Here is a 16,144-nt window from a genome sequence, read left to right on the forward strand (position 1 = left end):
GCCTGTTTCGGCGGCCAGTCGGGGGAATTTATGACAAAGGCTAACGGCCCAAGAACTCGACCTAAAGTTGCCAAGAAAACTGCCAATCAAACGGCGGATATTTATGATTTTGTGCAATCCCCCGAGTGGCAGAAGGTGCTTGAAAAAGCGCGGGTAGAACGAGAAAAAAACCTTTCGGCGCCTGCGCAGCAAAACAAAGAGGGTCAACAACCCAAACCGGTTCGCCGCAGGACCAACCAATCAACCACAAATGAGCGTGCCCAAAGCAAGCAAAAGCCATGGTCCGCTCAGGTCGAGGAAGCAAGACACAAAAGAAATGAAGTGCTTGCCCGTCGTGCAGCCGAGTCGAAAAAAGCAGACCCCAGTAGTCCTGAGGCTCGTCAGGGAGATCTGCAAGGCGGAGACAAAGCAACCTCTACACGGACACCCAGACAGAAAGACAAGCCGACCAATCGTGAACAGACTGATCGTGCAGCTGCTAAACCAGACCAAGCAACAGCCAAGAGCGTTCTGGAAGAAAAGGACGCAGGGAGGCCGGGCCCGTCTGATGACGCTCTGGTCAGCGAAGACGCGTCCTTAAGCGCGCTGACGAGGGCAGAGTTAAGTTTAATACTGTCTTCCGAGGAAGTTGATCATCGCCTGTCCAAAAAGCTCCTGCAACAGCTGAAAGCTCACCAACGGACGCGGCGCAGGATCAGGTGGAGCTTGGTGGCCCTTGGATGCACCATCGGTGTGGTTGCTTCGTCTTCGATATTTCTGACTTTGTTCGGATTGGGTGTATCGAACCCGATTGAAAGCGCGGCTATTGGATCTACTGATGGTACAGCGGCAGACGATTTTGGCCAAACCGGACCATCGCAACCTGATGTGCCGAGTGGAGCAGGGGGCGAAACTGTCATTTCCGCCGATTTGTTCGACGCGTCATCATTGCCGTCGTCATCCGGCGCAGAATTGGAAGAGACGAAGGATTTGAGCAGTCTTGCCTCATCAGCGCCCCTTCAGTCCGAGTTGGCGGAAACGGCCGAGATCGTTGAGCCCGGCACTCCAAGTCTGGCCCCTAGCGTTCTGTCGTATGTTCCGACGCTTGAACCACCGTTACTACCGGTAGGCGGCGCTGGCTATTTGCCGAGACGAGAGGCTAATCCCAGTTTCCTGCCCTATGAGTTCGAACCAGAGTTTTTTACTACGTCGATCGCTTTGCTGGACGAAGTTTCGGCAGGCTTTGATCCAGTGGCGATTTCGATTGACCCGATCCCGCCCTCGCGGCGTACGACTACTGTTTCTTCTAGCACCGAGGTTGTTGAGCCCAGCACCTCAAGCGTGCCGCCTAGCGTTTTGTCATTTGTTGCGGCGCTTGAACCACCGCTGTTGCCGGTGGGCGGGGCTGGTGACCTACCAAAACAAGAGGCAAACCCGAGTTTTCTGCCTTATGAACTTGAACCAGAGCTTTTCACCACGCGGATTGCCCTGGTGGATGAGATTTCCACAGAAATTGATCCTTTGACGATTTCGATCAACCAGATCATTCCCCCGCAGCGCGCGCCCAGCGTGTCTTCACAGCTTGTGTCGTTGCAATCTCCGGTGGCTTTGGAAGCCGCAGAAGATCACCAGTTGCCGTCAATTCGGATCCAGGAGCCTCAGCCAGATCGTCCCTTGGCGGGTAATCCTGCTGAGCGTCCTTTGAAAGTCGTTTCATCTGATCCTTCGATCTTGCTGGAAGACGTGGCGCTTAGCCCGCCAATCCCACAGGCGCTTACTTTGAAACAGACACCAAACCCGCTGGATTCGGCCACACCCGCGGCATTGCCTGCCGAGGATATTGCGGCCCTACCGAGCGAAGACGCCAAGCCATCGAATCCGAGTGCAAGTGGTGGCGGCGCGTCATTCAGGCTCTACGCGCCAAACAAGATTCCCAATGATGCTGTGGACTCATTTGTTGCTGAATTAACAACGACGGGGCATGAACTTAGCGGAACGGCGCGCGTTGGTTACAAAGTATCCCAATCCAATGTGCGGTTTTATCACAGACAGGATGCGGCCAAAGCTGCCGCCCTTGCTAAGGACGCAGGCGCCTTGTTGCGCGATTTCACGGGATCGAAATCCAAAACACCCACCGGGGTGATCGAATTGTATTTGGCCGGCGAAGGTCTTGGCCAAGCTCCGGTCAAACGGGTGGCCAAGAAAAGCCGCCGGACCACAACCCAAAGTAGCCCGGTTAACCGCCTTAAAAGTCAGGTTCTGAAAAAACTCAGGACAACGACAAACTAATGGCGCTATTATAGGGTAAGTGCGAAGGACTAAGTTGAATTGTGTAAAGTTAAAAAGTATCGACGGGTTTTTGTAAAATGACTGAAAGCAGACTTATTGGCATAGTAACCGCGCTACTATTTCTGACGACGGCGCAGGATGCGCGCGCTGAGATCACGCTTGAGCATCTCCTTGCCATCGATCAACTCTTGTCGGCCAACGACACCCAGGCGCTACGCTCGTATCTGGAAAGAAATCCCGGATTGCTGACCGGAACTGATGAACTGTCGGTCGAATTGCGCAGCTTTTACGAGGCCGCGTCCACGGGTACTTTGAACTTTGGCTATACCGCCGGACCGACAGCCGGTACCGCGTCTGCTGCGACCGACAACGAGCTGGCGCATTAAAGCTTATGACGGCGCTCGAGGCCATCAATTGCTCAGTGCGTCCAAAGATCGCCTACATCATTGAACCGCGGTTTTCCGGTGGAACGTCAGCAGCGGTTGCGGCCGAACTGCGGGTGGCTGTGGACTTTGGAACGCTAGAGGTACACGCGATAACTTCGCGAACTTTTGGTGAAAATCAATCTGTTGCGCCGGCACTGCGGCAGGTGTTGGACGAATTGCATATCCCGCTGATTTGGGATGCACCGCGTATTAGTGCGGATTACGTGATCCTGCACAATCCATCGTTTCTAAAGTTCAACGAGGCACTGAACACCAGAATTTTTGCCCGTGATCTGATCGTGGTGACGCATGAAAATTTCTTGCGTCCGGGCGGCGAGGAAGGGTTCGACGTTTCCGGCTGCCTGAACCAGATTGAGGCGTCATCTTTTGTGCTGAGGCGAACCCTGGCACCGATTTCTCCCCATAATCGCAAGACCGTGAACGATTGGTTGGACAGCTCGCGCATGGCAAGGCAGTGGAGGGTTCGGGACACCGACTGGTTCAACATCTGCCATACGGATGTAAGTCCTCCGTGCGAAAAGCCACAGGACCGTCGGGGCAGGCATTCACGACCGGGGTTTGAAAAGTTCCCATCGCTTTCCGACCTCGACATGTGCTTTCCCGAGCATTCTCAAAGCAATGTCATTCTGGGTGCTGATGCCATGCTGAACGCGGGTGTTCTTCGGGCCCATTGGACCTTGCTGCCTTTTGACGCCATTAGTGTGGACGAGTTTTTTGGAATGATCGATTTCTACGTCTATTTTACAGCGCCGACCTGGCAAGAAAGCTTTGGTCGCGTCGTGACCGAAGCGCTGGCCGCTGGCAAAGTGGTTCTTACCAATCCGGAAACCGGGGCAAATTTCGGCGATGGTGTCCTTACGTGTCATCCGGGCGACGTGGACCGGGTCATATCTGATCTGGTCGCTGACCCGCAGCGATATTATGAACAGGTCTCACGGTCGCAAAAGGTGCTGGAGCGTTATTCGGCAGAGAGTTTCAGGGCAATGTTGTCAAATGTCCTGACTGCAGACAGCGGGGTTATGAAATGATTTTCATCGAGGCTGGCACGCGCTCGCTGCGGACCTTTGATGCGCAATTGATCTTTGCCGATCAGCTGACCGCACGCGGTTTTAACGTGTGTATCGATGCCGAATACTTGCCGAAAGACGCAGGTCGCGGCCGGGTTTACGATGCTGCCAAGTTTTTGGTCGATCCGGGCGAGCATGAGGTCGAAAGGGTATTTGTGCTTGGTGCCGAGGAGATTGATGATTTTCTTCTTGCGTCCCTGCGGCAAAGGCAACTGCCGGCGGATGTTCCAGTGGTTGCCACGGGCCGTTTCGAAACGCAGCAAAGTTATATCGGTGCAAAGGCGCGTCTGGCATATGCCCTTGGGCGTGAAGCCACGGTGTTGGACCTTACGGACTTCCAGCCGCGCTCGATGTTACCTTCGGCGGCCTGTCCCTTGGTCGCAGACATTCGGCCAACGGCTCGTTCGGCGGTCGAAAAGCCAAATGTTGCCGTGGTCTTGGGGTCCATGGAACTTGACGCGCCCGAGACTCTCTCTTGCTTGGCCCGGATGAGCAATCGCAGTGACTATACTCTGCAACTTATCGTCAACGGGGCGCAGAACAAGGTGATCAATGAGTCGCCCTTTCATGATCTGCCGACTATTTTGTATACCGATCTTTCCGCCCGTATTCTGGCAAAAACGACAGATGTCCTGGTGATGTTTGGTCATGGTGTCGCCGGGGTTCGCATGGCCGCGCTTGCAGTCGAACTGATCGCCACTGGTGGGGTCGCGATAGATTGCACGGATGATGAGGCCATTGTGTCCTCTGGCGCCCCGGCTTTGATCGGACCCAAAACGCCGCTTGCCTTGGACGGGTACCTCACAGGGAAGATACTTGAAAACCTTGCCGGGGTGGCTGAACAGGCGACAAAATCCCAGTGGCTGCATTCGGTGGACATTTCCCGGTTGGAAAAGGCAGCAGACCTAAAGCCCCAAAAACGCGAACCTATTCGAACGGCACAGCGAACAGTGTTTTTTCCAACCAACGGGGTTGGATTGGGGCACGCTCAGCGATGCGCTATCATTGCCAAAGAATTGCCGGATGACGTGGCACCGATTTTTGCGGCCTTTCCCAGCTGCGTTCCACTTGTGCGCCGCGAAGGCATGGACAGCATCCCTCTGGTTCAGCGGACTGAAGTATCAGCCAACTTTAATGGCAACGATATCCTGACTTACCGCCGACTTGGCGCAGCGCTGCAGGAAAATGACAGGTTGGTGTTTGACGGCGGCTATGTCTTTGATTCCGTCTACCGAACAATCCTTGAGCGCAACTTGTCGGCGGTTTGGATACGGCGTGGGTTGTGGCCTGATGGGCGGTCCAGGCCAAGAATGCTTCAGCGTGAGGCCGTATTCGACAAGGTCATAGTGCCATCCGAAGCCTTTGAAGAGCTAAACGACACCTACAGTTACGGCGATCACGTTCGCAACGTTGGCCCGATCTTTCGCCGTGTGGTCCAGTCGGGTGATGAACGCCAAGGACTTAGGGGTCGGCTGGCTGAACGGTTCGGGCGTGAGTTTGATCATCTGGTTGTCAGCATGTTAGGCGGCGGCGTGGCGTCGGACCGGTCGGCGCAACTTCAGGCAATTTCCGGGATGCTTGAGGACCGGTCAGACTGTTTGCATCTTGTCGTAACCTGGCCGGGCAGCAAGGTTCAGCCGGCCACCTTCGGTTGGTCAAATACTCACGTTGTTCAGACCTTTGAGGCTACAACCCTTTGCCTGGCCGCGGATTTGGTCATTTCGGCGGCGGGATACAATTCTGTTCTCGAGATCCTGTACAACAAGATTCCGGCAATCCTGATCCCCCAATCAGCACCGTATCTGGACAATCAGGAACGACGCGCCCAGGCGTTGGCTGACCGCGACCTGTGCGCGATCATCACCGAAAAAGAGTTCATGAAACTCGAGCGAACGGTTTCAGACTGCTTGGATCAAGGTGATTTGGAGGTCTATCGGACCGCGTTGAATAAAATTGAATTGCCAGAACCGGGGGCGGCGAAAGCGGCCGAAATCATTGCAGAGGCCAAGTGCAGAAAATGACAGATATTTCATGGTACGATATCCTAAGCAGAACAACGCCTAAACGACCTGTTCAATTGGATGATCTGATCTCTGGCGATCAAGAACCCAAGCCGCACGGGAATGTTGTATTTCCTGAAATGGGCCTGATCCCTTCCGTTGCGCTTTGGGAGCGGGATGAGGGCGGGACAACTCATATCGGTGTTCGGATCGTGAGCCCCATGAAATCAGTATACAATGTGGCAAGATTTCTTACCGCAGCCGCGTTGGAACGCGAGGTGTGTCCGGTCATTCTAAGCCGCATAGATTACAGCGGATTTGAGCAGTTCGGCTTCCGCGTTGAGCGCGTACCCGATGAACCGATGGCTGCGCAGTTCGCTGAAGAAGAGATCCGAAAATTCTGGGATCTGGCGATCATTATCGACGGCGACGATATCGGGCTTTGGGCCGGGCAAAAGGCTCAGTCCCAGAGCCCGGCGGATAACAGCAAATGACCGTACAGCGTTATGAGCCGGGGCAGGGCGGTCGCCGGTGTTACACCGACCGTGTCAGTCCACCGTCTACTCGGATGTTCTGGCCGGTGATATATGCTCCACCGTCCGACGCTAGAAAAGCTACGGTTGCTGCGATTTCGTCATAGGCCTTGCCATATCGTTCCATCGGGATGCGGGCCTTCCAGTCCGGGTTTTCCGGCAGGCTGTCAATGAAGCCCGGCAGCACGTTGTTCATGCGCACATTGTCAGTCGCATGTTTGTCCGCGAACAATTTGGTGTAGGCTGCCAGACCCGCCCGCATCACACCAGACGTTGGAAACACCGGGTCGGGTTCGAACGCCGCGAAGGTCGAGATGTTGATGATTGCTCCGGACTTTTGGTCGATCATGATCGGGGTGATGATCCGCGCGGCCCTTACCGCGTTGAGGAAATAGACCTCTAGCCCTTCGTGCCAGTCGTCATCACTGATCTCGAGGACCGGGGCGCGGGGGCCGTGACCAGCTGAATTCACCAACACATCCACGCGACCCCAGCGGTCCATGGCCATGTCCACCAACCTTTGCATGTCTGCACTGGACTTGTTGGTGCCAGTCAAGCCAATGCCACCCAATTCAGAAGCCAATGCTTCGCCTTTACCCGATGATGACAGGATGGCGACGTTGAACCCATCAGCTGCCAAACGACGGGCGCTTTCCGCGCCCATGCCGCTGCCGCCGCCCATGATGATTGCGACTTTGTTGTCCGACATGTTGCACCTCATTATGTCTACTTAGGATGAAAAATGGCGTCAGCGGTGGCGTTTGACCAATCAGTAATTCTGCCTTAACCTTGTAGAAAATCTATCGCGTTGAATCCCTAACCATGCGTAGTTTACCCCCCTTGAACGCGTTAAAGGCTTTTGAAGCGTCCGGGCGCCATCTGAACTTCAGCCGGGCCGCTGATGAGTTGGGCGTCACGCAAGGCGCTGTGGCCCAACAGGTGCGGGCGCTTGAGGAAGTATTGCAAATCAAACTGTTCCACAGGCAGGCCAGAGGGCTGTCCCTGACTGATGAGGGTCGGGCTTATCTTGCACCGCTCCGTCGCGCTTTTGACTTGATGGCCGAGGCAACCGCAAACTTGTCACCGCAAGACGTTGTCGCCACGATCAGTTCAACCCCTTCTTTTGCTACACGGTGGCTGGTGCCGAGATTGGGGTATTTCGCACAGGATCATCCCGATATCCGGCTACGTCTGGATGCGTCGAACACGTTGGCGAATTTCCAGACGGACGGGGTCGATATCGCGATCCGGCAGGGTAAGCCACCGTTTGGTCCGGGATTGGTCTCCGAGCCTTTGTTTTCTGCAGATTTGATCGCTGTCTGCCATCCTGATCTCACGTCAGGGCATAGCCCCATTCAATCGCCTGCAGACCTGATCAACCATGTTCTGCTCGAAGACACCCATGGCCAGTGGCCCCTGTTTCTGGAGGCCGCTTTGGGAGAGGTGCCTGTATCCGGGCTAAAGACCATGGCGTTCAGCCAGACTTCGCTGGCCATCGATGCAGCAATCGCCGGGCAGGGCATCGCGCTGGCCAACCGGGAATTTGTCGCTGGGGACCTTGAGGCCGGGCGCTTGTGCCAACCCGTTTCTTTTGCAACCCCGGTGCAAGAAGGGTACCACGTCGTCACCCAACGCACGCCCAGACAGGCAAAGGTCGCCGAGGCGGTTCGGAACTGGTTGATCAAACAGGTTCAGGAAGCGTCATCGCTAGTTCAGGCTGAAACAAAGGTGAATTGTCACGGAAATCAGAACGCCCTATGAAGGGCACTGATTTTAGCACTAAGTGCCCCTGCGGCGCACGTTTCTCATGATTGGGACCTGACAGACATGATTGACCTAAGCGGCCACACCCCGCTGCGCGAAAGCCGCAACTACAAGATTTTCCAACACCCTGAAATTGAAGGCGCGTTGTTGAAAGTTCGGGTGGATGAACCTATTCGACATCATACGATTCCGCGATATGCGGCCTGGCGCTATGGTAATCTGCGGCAGTGGAATCGAGAAGCGAACGAATATCTGGCCGCGTTGAATCGCGGCTGCCCGGAAATCGAACGCCTCGCGCGGTTCATGGGGTATGCGCCGACGTCGCAAGGCCCGGCATTGGTTGTTGAAAAACTGACCGGTTCAGATGGTGGGCTTGCGCCGACCCTGCAATCCGAAAAGCGTGCGGTTGCGTCGGACAGGGAGGCGCGCCAACGGCTGCATGATGAGTTCATGGAACTGATGGACGATCTCAAAAAAGGGCAGATCATTGTCGGTGACATGGGGTTTGAAAACATCGTCCGCGCGCAGGAACGCGGCGGAAAGCTGGTCATCATCGACGGGCTAGGGGAACGGGTGATGTTCCCGCTTGTTTTGTTCAGCAAGTTGGCGTTTCACAAGTCGATTGAACGTCGCCGGGAACGTATGTCCAAAGCGTTCAACCTCGGGGCGAGTTAACTTAGCCTGCGTCGGTCACAGGCATCGTGGTCTCAACCTCTTTACGGATTTCCTGAATGAGAGCTATTGCAGCCGGGTTTCGGCGCTTTAGATGCGTGCGCGCGACAAAGGCGATACGGGGCGGGACAGGGAAAAGCTTGTCGATGATTTCCATGTCCGAAGTGATGTGCATACCGTTCAACAATGCAACACCCAAACCCGATCGCACCGCCGATTGGATGCCCGCCGCACTCGGGCACTCCAGAACGTTATCGAACTGGTGCAGCTTTTGTCCCATGCCCCATTGTTTATAAAAACACTGGCTATCGAAGGATAGAAAAGGCACAGGCGAGGATAAATCCGGGTGAAATTCCGGCGACTTGACCCAGTGCAGCGTGTCTTCAAACAGGATCAAATCGTCAGGCAGAATGTCCTGACGAAAGATCTGCATCACCGCCACATCCAGCTCTCCGGCTTTCAACCAAGTCTGCACGTTTAGGCTTTGACTGGTGCGGGTGCGGACACGAATGTCAGGGTACAACCGCGTGAAACGACCCACTATTCGGGCGATGTCGCTTGTGGCGGTGTCCTCGGTCATACCCAGGCGGATGGTTCCGGTCAGAGGTTTCTTGCCCAAAGATGACAACGCTTCGTCATGCAAATCAGTGATCCGGCGTGCATAGTCGCACAGCCGTTGACCGGCCTCGGTAAACAAGGGGCCACCGGCGCGGCGGGCCAGCAAGTTACAATCCAACGCCTGCTCTAGCCGACGAATTTTGTGGCTGACCGCAGATTGAGACAGCGCCAGATGTTCCGCTGCGCGGGTCACGCCACCATGTGCCGCAATGGCCAGCAAGGCGCGCAGGGCGTCAATTTCCAGACGTTCGTTCATGTGTCGCTATATGACAAAATACGATCACCGAATGACAATCATTCATTTGAGTCACATGATAACCTTGGTCTAGTCACAGGAAAAGACAAAACATCAAAGGCCCAAAATGACATTTTTTATCACTGAGCCCGCTCCGATAAACCGCATGACAGGACAGGGGTGAAGCATGGAAAAACTCGAAACCTCGCGTCGCAGTCTGACTACGGTGTTTGAAATCACCGGGTCCGTGTTGGCGATGGCCTATGCCTTGCTGATCGCCTCGAATATCGGGGCGGAGCTGATGGGTTTTACGCTTCTGCTATTGTCGTCGGGTCTGTTTGCAGCCTGGGCTGTGATCGACCGTCGCTGGACATTTCTGTTGCTACAGGGGTTTTACGCAACATCAGCCATCATCGGGTTGATCCGCTGGGCTTGAAACTTCGCTTAGGGCAGCGGTGGATTTCCTGCTAGGACAGGTCCATGCGGACTGAAAACAGAATCGAGATCGGCTTTTTGCTGTTTGATGGCTTTCCCATGGCATGCCTGACCTCGGTGATCGAGCCGCTGCGGGCGGCCAATGAAATCGCGGGGCAAGAAGCGTTCCTCTGGTCCCTGATTTCCGAGAATGGCCAAAAGGTCCAATCCAGCGCAGGTGTTGGATTCGAAGCCGAGCGATCTCTGGCAGCCTGCAAGGACATTGACATTATTTTCCTTCTCAGCAGTCCGACTTCGGTCTTCGACAACCCGAGTTTTGGCAACGGTGCCCTGCGCAATCTAGGCCGCCACGGGACGGTTCTGGGCGGGATCAGCGCAGGTGTTTTTCCGTTGGTTCGGTCGGGTGTCATGCAGGGTCATCCGGTGTCGGTTCATTGGTGTTATGAGGCCGCGTTCGAAGCGGAATTCCCTGACATGGATGCCCGCAGTGAAGTGATCGTCAGAGATGCCAGTCGAACAACCGTTTCGGGCGCGGCGGCAGGGTTTGATCTGGCATTGCATCTTATTCAGGATAGGCTGGGTGGGGACGTCGCACATGAAGTCGCCTGTTGGTTCCAGCACCCGATGATGCGCGGCGCCGGTGTGCAACAGCAGGTACCCAGAGCAACTGCGCCCGACACGGGCGATAACCTGCCGCCTCTGGTTTCCCGCAGTGTTGCGTTGTTCGCTGCGCATATGAGCGAGCCGATTTCCGTGGCAGAGGTGGCGCAGCGGATGGGGGTGACGCCCCGACAGATCGAACGGGCTTTCAAACAGGCAACCAGTCAAAGCCCCAGCCACTATTACCGCGCCATGCGTATGAAGGCTGCGCGGCAGATGGTGGTTTATACCAAAGACCCGATCCCCCAGATCGCCTCAGCCGTCGGGTACAGTTCGGTCGCGCCTCTGGTGACGCATTATCGGGCGGCTTTCGGGCTAAGCCCCAGCGAAGATCGCCGCAGAATCAACCGTTTTCGCGTTGAAGATAATGCGCCGCTCCCGTCGGTCTGACCGATGGATCAAAGTGCCGAGCGCATCGCCGTCAAAAGGGCATGATGCAGTGAACCGGCCGAGGATCGTGGACCGTAGAAACTGAAGCTCTCGGGTGTTCGGCACAGAACAAAACAACCGATATGATGGATCGAACAGCGCGCCGCGCTGCCTGGGTCAAGCTTGCGCAGATCAAGCTGGCACAGGAGTTCCAGAACCGCAGGAATAGGATCTCCGTTCAGGTCGAACCGCGTCCAGCCGTCCGTTTGCTCGGTGACCGAGGCGGCATCTCCCATGGCGGTTTTGACCTGTTCGGCAAGCGCTTCGTGGGTGTCAAAAGGGGCCTCAATCATCCATTGATCGGGGCCGGCCCAGAACGCGCTGATCGTTGTACCGGCCCGGCGACCAATATCGAGGGTGGGGGCATCGATCAACTTGGCCAGAGAAGTGGCGGCTTTGTCTTCCTGCCCCATCCGGGCCGCGACCGAGGCCAGCGCCACGCCGGGCACTTCGGTACATGTGACACCTCCGACGGTGTCCACGTGTGGGTCAGTCCCGCCCAGGGCGGTTATAGCAACAAGATCATGCACGCAGACGCTCTCCTTCAGGGTCGACGAAATGGGCCGAGACAAGTTCCACCTCGACAGTCAGGTCAGTCAGCGGCGAGACCAGACGCATTTTCTCGCCCAGCCGCTCAGCCCCGTTTTTCACAAGGCCCAGACCGATATTGCTGTTGAGGATCGGCGAGTAGACAGCCGAAGTGACATACCCCTGATCGTGCGCCGCATCGACCGGGCCTTCGCTGTTCATCAGATGTCCGCCTGCTGTGACCTTATCTTCGGGTTGCAGAGGTTTGATCCCGACAAGTCGCAGGACATTCGGCTCGACCAGAGCCTTGCGTTCGGACAGGACCGAGCCGATGCTGTCTTTCTTCTTTGACACCATTTTGCCCAAGCCGAGGTTCAGTGCCGTGGTGGTGCCGTTGAGTTCACTTCCTGCGGCATGGCCTTTTTCGACCCGCATAACGCCCAGCGCTTCGGTGCCGTATGGCGCCACGTCAAATTCCTCACCCTCGGCCATCAGCCGCCGCATCAGCGCGTCGCCATAACGTGAGGGCACCGCGATTTCGTAGGCCAGCTCGCCTGAGAACGAGATTCGGAACAACCGCGCCCGTAACCCACCGCAGACGGTGACGTTGCCACAGGCCATAAATGGGAAGGCGTCGTTTGAAAGATCGAACTCTGGGTCCACGATCTTTTGCAGCAGTTTGCGCGAATTGGGGCCGGCCACGGCGTACTGTGCCCAGGCTTCTGTGGTTGAAATCAACTGCACATCCATGTCCGGATACAGGCACTGGCGCGCAAATTCCATGTGGCGGTAGACACTTACAGCGTTCGCCGTGGTTGTGGTGACGACGAAGTGATCCTCGGCCATCCGCGCGGCGGTGCCGTCATCCATGACCATTCCGTCTTCGCGCAACATCAGTCCGTACCGGGTTTTTCCTACGGCCAGCTTTGCGAAGCCATTGGCGTAGATGCGGTTCAGAAACTCGGCCGCATCGGTGCCCTGCACGTCGATCTTGCCCAGTGTCGTACAATCGCACACCCCGACCGAGGCGCGGGTTTGGCGTACCTCACGATCCACGGACTGCCGCCAGTGGGTTTCACCGGGCAGGGGGAACCACTGCGCACGCAGCCAGTTGCCAACCTCGACAAACACGGCGCCGCGTTCCTTGGCCCAATAATGCGAGGGCGTCAGGCGGGTCGGGTGAAATTCCTGCCCCTTCATCCGGCCCGCGAAAGTGCCAATCGGCACGGGCGTGTAAGGCGGGCGGAAGATGGTGGTTCCGACCTCGGGGATCGACTTGCCGGCCACCTCGGCCATGATCGCAAGGCCGGTGATGTTCGAGGTCTTGCCCTGATCCGTCGCCATGCCCAGTGTTGTATAGCGTTTCAGATGCTCGACCGAGCGGAACCCTTCCTGATAGCTGAGCTTGACGTCCTTGACTGTCACGTCGTTCTGCTGATCCACCCAGGCGCGCTTGCATCCTTGCACGTACCAGAATGGCGTTTGCGAGACAGGAACATCCTCAGCTTCGGGCAAGTCGGGCAGGGCACCTGTCAGTTCCAGCGCGTTGGCCGCGCCTTCCGCACCGGATTGCAGGGCGCCATGTGTCGACATCACCCCGTTTGCAGCACCAGCAACCGACAGGCCGACGGGCAGGTTTTCTCCGGGCACAAAGGCGGCCAAAGCGTCATCCCAGATCGGGCGTCCGCGCTGGTGACATGTCATATGCACGTTCGGGTTCCAGCCGCCGGACACGCCCAGTGCCCCGCTTTCCAGAGTACGGGTTGAGCCGTCAACCAAGGCGACCTCGACAAAGGTCAGCCCGTGGCGGCCTTTGGTATCAATGACTTGTGCGCCTTTCAGGACCTCATAATCATAGCAGGTAGGTGCGTCCTCGCGCACATCCACGACGGCAGTGATTGTGACGCCCTTAGCATGCAGATCGGCTGCAGTGCGATGGCCGTCATCATTGTTGGTAAAGATCGCCACACGTTGCGACGCGGTGGCAGCGAACCGGTTGGCATAGGTTCGCAATGCGCTGGCCATCATGACGCCGGGCCGGTCGTTGTTTTCGAACGCGATGGGACGCTCCGTGGCTCCGGCACAAAGCAGTGCTTTTTTAGTGTAAATACGCCATAGGATCTGACGGGGTTTGCCCACTGGTAGGGTGGCTAAATGATCCCCAGTCCGTTCCACTGCGCCATAGACGCCATGGTCAAACGCGCCGATGACTGTGGTGCGCGGCATAAGCCTGACGTTGGGCAAAGACGATAGCTCTGCAACCGCTTGAGCCGCCCAGTCCGGGGCGCTGTGGTCACCCAGCGCATAGGTCTCGCTGTTTAGACGTCCGCCAAGGGTGAAATCCTCATCCGCCAGAATAACGTCTGCCCCGGCACGTCCTGCGGTCAGGGCAGCCATCAGGCCAGAGGGTCCAGCGCCAATGATCAGCAGATCGCAGTGACGGAACCCTTTGTCATATTCATCCGGGTCAGACTCTTGCGACAGCGATCCCAAACCGGCGGCGCGGCGGATCATCGGTTCGTAGAGCTTTTCCCAGAACGCGGCAGGCCACATGAAGGTCTTGTAGTAAAACCCTGCCGACAGGAAGTTCGAGAACATATCGTTCACGGCCAGCGCGTCGAATTTCAGGCTGGGCCAGCGGTTCTGCGACTTCGCCTCAAGCCCGTCGAACATCTCGATCGTTGTGGCGCGGGTGTTGGGTTCCTTGCGGGCACCGGTTCGCAGTTCGACCATGCCGTTGGGTTCTTCGGACCCGGCGGTCAGCAGCCCGCGAGGGCGGTGGTATTTGAACGACCGTCCGATCAGCCGCACGTCATTGGCCAGCAAGGCCGAGGCCAGAGTATCGCCGGGATGCGCCGTATAGCTGCGTCCGTCAAATTTGAAGGATAATGAGGTGTTGCGGTCGATCTGGCCGCCATTCAGCCGGTTTGTCTGCGTCATTTGGATCGCCCCCGTGCGCGGGCCACGTCACGGGCCAGTTCCACCTTTGAAATCTCATGCGTCAGCGTGTTGCGCGTTACGACCAACCAGGATCGGTCTCCGGCCTCGTGATACCACAGTTCCTGATGCTCACCGGCCGGGTTGTCGCGGACATAGCCGTATTCATAGAACGCCTCAGCTGCGTTTTCAGACTGCCAGTCCGGGCGATCGATCAGTGAGGCATCACCCAGATATGTGAACTCCGAGGCATCGCGCGGACCCAAAAGGGGATGGTTGATAATCATTGTACAGTCCCCTCAGTGCAGATTGGGCTGGTTGCCCACGCCTTTTTCGTCGATCATCCGGCCCGTCTGGAACCGGTCGAGGCGGTAGGCGGTGGCTACCGCGTGCGGCTCGTCCTTCGCCAACAGATGCGCAAAGCAATGACCCGAGGCCGGGGTTGCCTTGAACCCGCCGTAACACCAACCGCCGTTGAAATAGAGCCCCTCGACCGGCGTACGGTCGATGATGGGCGAGCCATCCATCGACATGTCCATCACACCGCCCCACATCCGCAACAGACGGGCGCGGCCGATCATGGGCATCAGGGCCACGCCGCCTTCACAAACATCCTCGACCACGGGCAAGTTGCCGCGTTGGGCGTAGGTGTTATAGCCGTCGATATCACCGCCAAAGACCAGCCCTCCCTTATCGGATTGGCTGACATAGAAATGGCCCGCGCCAAAGGTGATGACACTGGGCAGAACCGGTTTCAGACCCTCGGAAACAAACGCCTGCAAAACGTGGCTCTCGATGGGCAATCGCATTCCGGCCATTCCCATCACGCGGCCGGAACTGCCCGCAACCGCGCAGCCCACTTTGTTCGCGCCGATGAAGCCCTTAGTCGTTTCAACGCCGAGGCATTTGCCATTCTCAATCCGCAGGCCTGTGACCTCGCAATTCTGGATGATGTCGACGCCGTGCAGGTCAGCCGATCGCGCAAACCCCCAGGCCACCGCGTCATGACGGGCAGTACCCGCGCGGCGCTGAACTAAGCCGCCCTTGATCGGAAAGCGGGCATCGTCAAAATTTAGATAGGGATGCTCTTTGCGGACCTGATCCGCATCTAGCAACTCGGCATCCGCGCCATTTAGGATCATCGCGTTGCCGCGCCTTGTATAGGCGTCTCGCTGACCGTCGGTGTGGAACAGATTGATGATCCCGCGCTGGCTCATCATGGCGTTGTAGTTCAGGTCTTGTTCAAGCCCTTCCCACAGCTTCATTGAGAACTCGTAGAACGGTTCATTCCCGTCCAGCATATAGTTCGAGCGCACAATCGTCGTGTTCCGCCCCACATTGCCGCCGCCGATCCAACCTTTTTCGACCACCGCCACATTGCGCTGACCATAGACCTTGGACAGGTAGTGCGCTGTTGCTAGCCCATGACCACCACCGCCGATGACGATGATGTCGTAATGCGCCTTGGGTTCGGGCTCACGCCAGACCGGTTTCCACCCTTTGTGGCCGGTGAGCGCCTCTTTGATGACTCGGAAGCCGGAATATCGCATGA

The 16,144-nt window shown here is 56.9% G+C and carries 15 protein-coding genes; 9 read left to right on the forward strand and 6 right to left on the reverse strand.

From position 1 onward, the window contains the following. Nucleotides 1-708: 708 nt before the first annotated feature. The 5 genes from ACR0DL_RS03600 (at nucleotide 709) to ACR0DL_RS03620 (ending at nucleotide 6,275) form a co-directional block, all read left to right on the forward strand. Entirely contained in the window at nucleotides 709-2,268 is a 1,560-nt protein-coding gene (locus tag ACR0DL_RS03600; RefSeq protein ID WP_480687615.1) for a hypothetical protein, read from the forward strand. Between the two features lie 77 nt (nucleotides 2,269-2,345). Further along, nucleotides 2,346-2,654 (forward strand): hypothetical protein, encoded by a 309-nt coding sequence (locus ACR0DL_RS03605; protein WP_480687617.1) that lies wholly within the window; start codon nucleotides 2,346-2,348, stop codon nucleotides 2,652-2,654. Nucleotides 2,655-2,659: 5 nt separating this feature from the next. Continuing rightward, the gene (locus ACR0DL_RS03610; RefSeq protein ID WP_480687619.1) at nucleotides 2,660-3,742 is read left to right on the forward strand and encodes a hypothetical protein; all 1,083 of its coding nucleotides are present in this window, start codon (nucleotides 2,660-2,662) and stop codon (nucleotides 3,740-3,742) included. Continuing rightward, nucleotides 3,739-5,802, forward strand: a complete 2,064-nt coding sequence (locus ACR0DL_RS03615) for a glycosyltransferase (protein ID WP_480687621.1) — start codon at nucleotides 3,739-3,741, stop codon at nucleotides 5,800-5,802. Before ACR0DL_RS03610 ends, ACR0DL_RS03615 begins: the two co-directional genes overlap by 4 nt. Next, the gene (locus tag ACR0DL_RS03620; RefSeq protein WP_480687623.1) at nucleotides 5,799-6,275 is read left to right on the forward strand and encodes a hypothetical protein; all 477 of its coding nucleotides are present in this window, start codon (nucleotides 5,799-5,801) and stop codon (nucleotides 6,273-6,275) included. Before ACR0DL_RS03615 ends, ACR0DL_RS03620 begins: the two co-directional genes overlap by 4 nt. A 40-nt stretch (nucleotides 6,276-6,315) precedes the next feature. Here the strand turns inward: ACR0DL_RS03620 and ACR0DL_RS03625 are convergent, their stop codons facing one another. After that, nucleotides 6,316-7,023 (reverse strand): SDR family oxidoreductase, encoded by a 708-nt coding sequence (locus tag ACR0DL_RS03625; RefSeq protein ID WP_480687625.1) that lies wholly within the window; start codon nucleotides 7,021-7,023, stop codon nucleotides 6,316-6,318. 113 nt (nucleotides 7,024-7,136) lie between these two features. Between ACR0DL_RS03625 and gcvA the strand changes: the two genes are divergently transcribed. Together gcvA and ACR0DL_RS03635 are read left to right on the forward strand one after the other, a co-directional pair. Beyond that, the gene (gene gcvA / locus ACR0DL_RS03630; RefSeq protein WP_480687627.1) at nucleotides 7,137-8,075 is read left to right on the forward strand and encodes a transcriptional regulator GcvA; all 939 of its coding nucleotides are present in this window, start codon (nucleotides 7,137-7,139) and stop codon (nucleotides 8,073-8,075) included. A gap of 66 nt (nucleotides 8,076-8,141) precedes the next feature. Then, the gene (locus ACR0DL_RS03635) at nucleotides 8,142-8,753 is read left to right on the forward strand and encodes a YrbL family protein (RefSeq protein ID WP_170348493.1); all 612 of its coding nucleotides are present in this window, start codon (nucleotides 8,142-8,144) and stop codon (nucleotides 8,751-8,753) included. Nucleotide 8,754: 1 nt separating this feature from the next. Here the strand turns inward: ACR0DL_RS03635 and ACR0DL_RS03640 are convergent, their stop codons facing one another. Beyond that, nucleotides 8,755-9,624 (reverse strand): LysR family transcriptional regulator, encoded by an 870-nt coding sequence (locus ACR0DL_RS03640; RefSeq protein ID WP_480687629.1) that lies wholly within the window; start codon nucleotides 9,622-9,624, stop codon nucleotides 8,755-8,757. A 166-nt stretch (nucleotides 9,625-9,790) separates the two neighbouring features. Here ACR0DL_RS03640 and ACR0DL_RS03645 point away from each other — a divergent pair, with 166 nt between their 5' ends. Together ACR0DL_RS03645 and ACR0DL_RS03650 are read left to right on the forward strand one after the other, a co-directional pair. Continuing rightward, complete coding sequence (locus ACR0DL_RS03645) at nucleotides 9,791-10,039, forward strand: hypothetical protein (RefSeq protein ID WP_170375025.1); 249 nt, start codon at nucleotides 9,791-9,793, stop codon at nucleotides 10,037-10,039. Nucleotides 10,040-10,083: 44 nt separating this feature from the next. Beyond that, entirely contained in the window at nucleotides 10,084-11,088 is a 1,005-nt protein-coding gene (locus tag ACR0DL_RS03650; RefSeq protein ID WP_480687631.1) for a GlxA family transcriptional regulator, read from the forward strand. An 8-nt stretch (nucleotides 11,089-11,096) separates the two neighbouring features. On the opposite strand, the gene ACR0DL_RS03655 is transcribed toward ACR0DL_RS03650, so the two are convergent. The 4 genes from ACR0DL_RS03655 to ACR0DL_RS03670 are packed head-to-tail and all read right to left on the reverse strand — an operon-like array spanning nucleotide 11,097 to nucleotide 16,142. After that, nucleotides 11,097-11,657: a sarcosine oxidase subunit gamma gene (locus ACR0DL_RS03655; protein WP_480687633.1), complete on the reverse strand. Its 561-nt coding sequence runs from the start codon at nucleotides 11,655-11,657 to the stop codon at nucleotides 11,097-11,099. Next, on the reverse strand, nucleotides 11,650-14,595 hold the full coding sequence (locus ACR0DL_RS03660; RefSeq protein ID WP_480687635.1) for a sarcosine oxidase subunit alpha family protein: 2,946 nt from the start codon (nucleotides 14,593-14,595) through the stop codon (nucleotides 11,650-11,652). Before ACR0DL_RS03660 ends, ACR0DL_RS03655 begins: the two co-directional genes overlap by 8 nt. Further along, nucleotides 14,592-14,879 carry a sarcosine oxidase subunit delta gene (locus ACR0DL_RS03665; protein WP_170393802.1) on the reverse strand — a complete coding sequence of 96 codons (288 nt, stop codon included), beginning with the start codon at nucleotides 14,877-14,879 and terminating at the stop codon, nucleotides 14,592-14,594. Before ACR0DL_RS03665 ends, ACR0DL_RS03660 begins: the two co-directional genes overlap by 4 nt. 12 nt (nucleotides 14,880-14,891) lie before the next feature. Next, entirely contained in the window at nucleotides 14,892-16,142 is a 1,251-nt protein-coding gene (locus tag ACR0DL_RS03670) for a sarcosine oxidase subunit beta family protein (protein WP_480687637.1), read from the reverse strand. Between the last annotated feature and the right edge of the window lie 2 nt (nucleotides 16,143-16,144).

Source organism: Ruegeria sp. BB5 (genome assembly GCF_056539405.1).

What these genes read in the sequence shown, in the direction of transcription:
- ACR0DL_RS03610 (WP_480687619.1), top strand. Translation starts at nt 2,660, where the DNA reads ATGACGGCGCTCGAGGCCATCAATTGCTCAGTGCGTCCAAAGATCGCC.
- ACR0DL_RS03640 (WP_480687629.1), bottom strand. Translation starts at nt 9,624, where the DNA reads ATGAACGAACGTCTGGAAATTGACGCCCTGCGCGCCTTGCTGGCCATT.
- ACR0DL_RS03660 (WP_480687635.1), bottom strand. Translation starts at nt 14,595, where the DNA reads ATGACGCAGACAAACCGGCTGAATGGCGGCCAGATCGACCGCAACACC.
- ACR0DL_RS03605 (WP_480687617.1), top strand. Translation starts at nt 2,346, where the DNA reads ATGACTGAAAGCAGACTTATTGGCATAGTAACCGCGCTACTATTTCTG.
- ACR0DL_RS03645 (WP_170375025.1), top strand. Translation starts at nt 9,791, where the DNA reads ATGGAAAAACTCGAAACCTCGCGTCGCAGTCTGACTACGGTGTTTGAA.
- ACR0DL_RS03650 (WP_480687631.1), top strand. Translation starts at nt 10,084, where the DNA reads ATGCGGACTGAAAACAGAATCGAGATCGGCTTTTTGCTGTTTGATGGC.
- gcvA (WP_480687627.1), top strand. Translation starts at nt 7,137, where the DNA reads ATGCGTAGTTTACCCCCCTTGAACGCGTTAAAGGCTTTTGAAGCGTCC.
- ACR0DL_RS03620 (WP_480687623.1), top strand. Translation starts at nt 5,799, where the DNA reads ATGACAGATATTTCATGGTACGATATCCTAAGCAGAACAACGCCTAAA.
- ACR0DL_RS03665 (WP_170393802.1), bottom strand. Translation starts at nt 14,879, where the DNA reads ATGATTATCAACCATCCCCTTTTGGGTCCGCGCGATGCCTCGGAGTTC.
- ACR0DL_RS03625 (WP_480687625.1), bottom strand. Translation starts at nt 7,023, where the DNA reads ATGTCGGACAACAAAGTCGCAATCATCATGGGCGGCGGCAGCGGCATG.
- ACR0DL_RS03615 (WP_480687621.1), top strand. Translation starts at nt 3,739, where the DNA reads ATGATTTTCATCGAGGCTGGCACGCGCTCGCTGCGGACCTTTGATGCG.
- ACR0DL_RS03635 (WP_170348493.1), top strand. Translation starts at nt 8,142, where the DNA reads ATGATTGACCTAAGCGGCCACACCCCGCTGCGCGAAAGCCGCAACTAC.
- ACR0DL_RS03670 (WP_480687637.1), bottom strand. Translation starts at nt 16,142, where the DNA reads ATGCGATATTCCGGCTTCCGAGTCATCAAAGAGGCGCTCACCGGCCAC.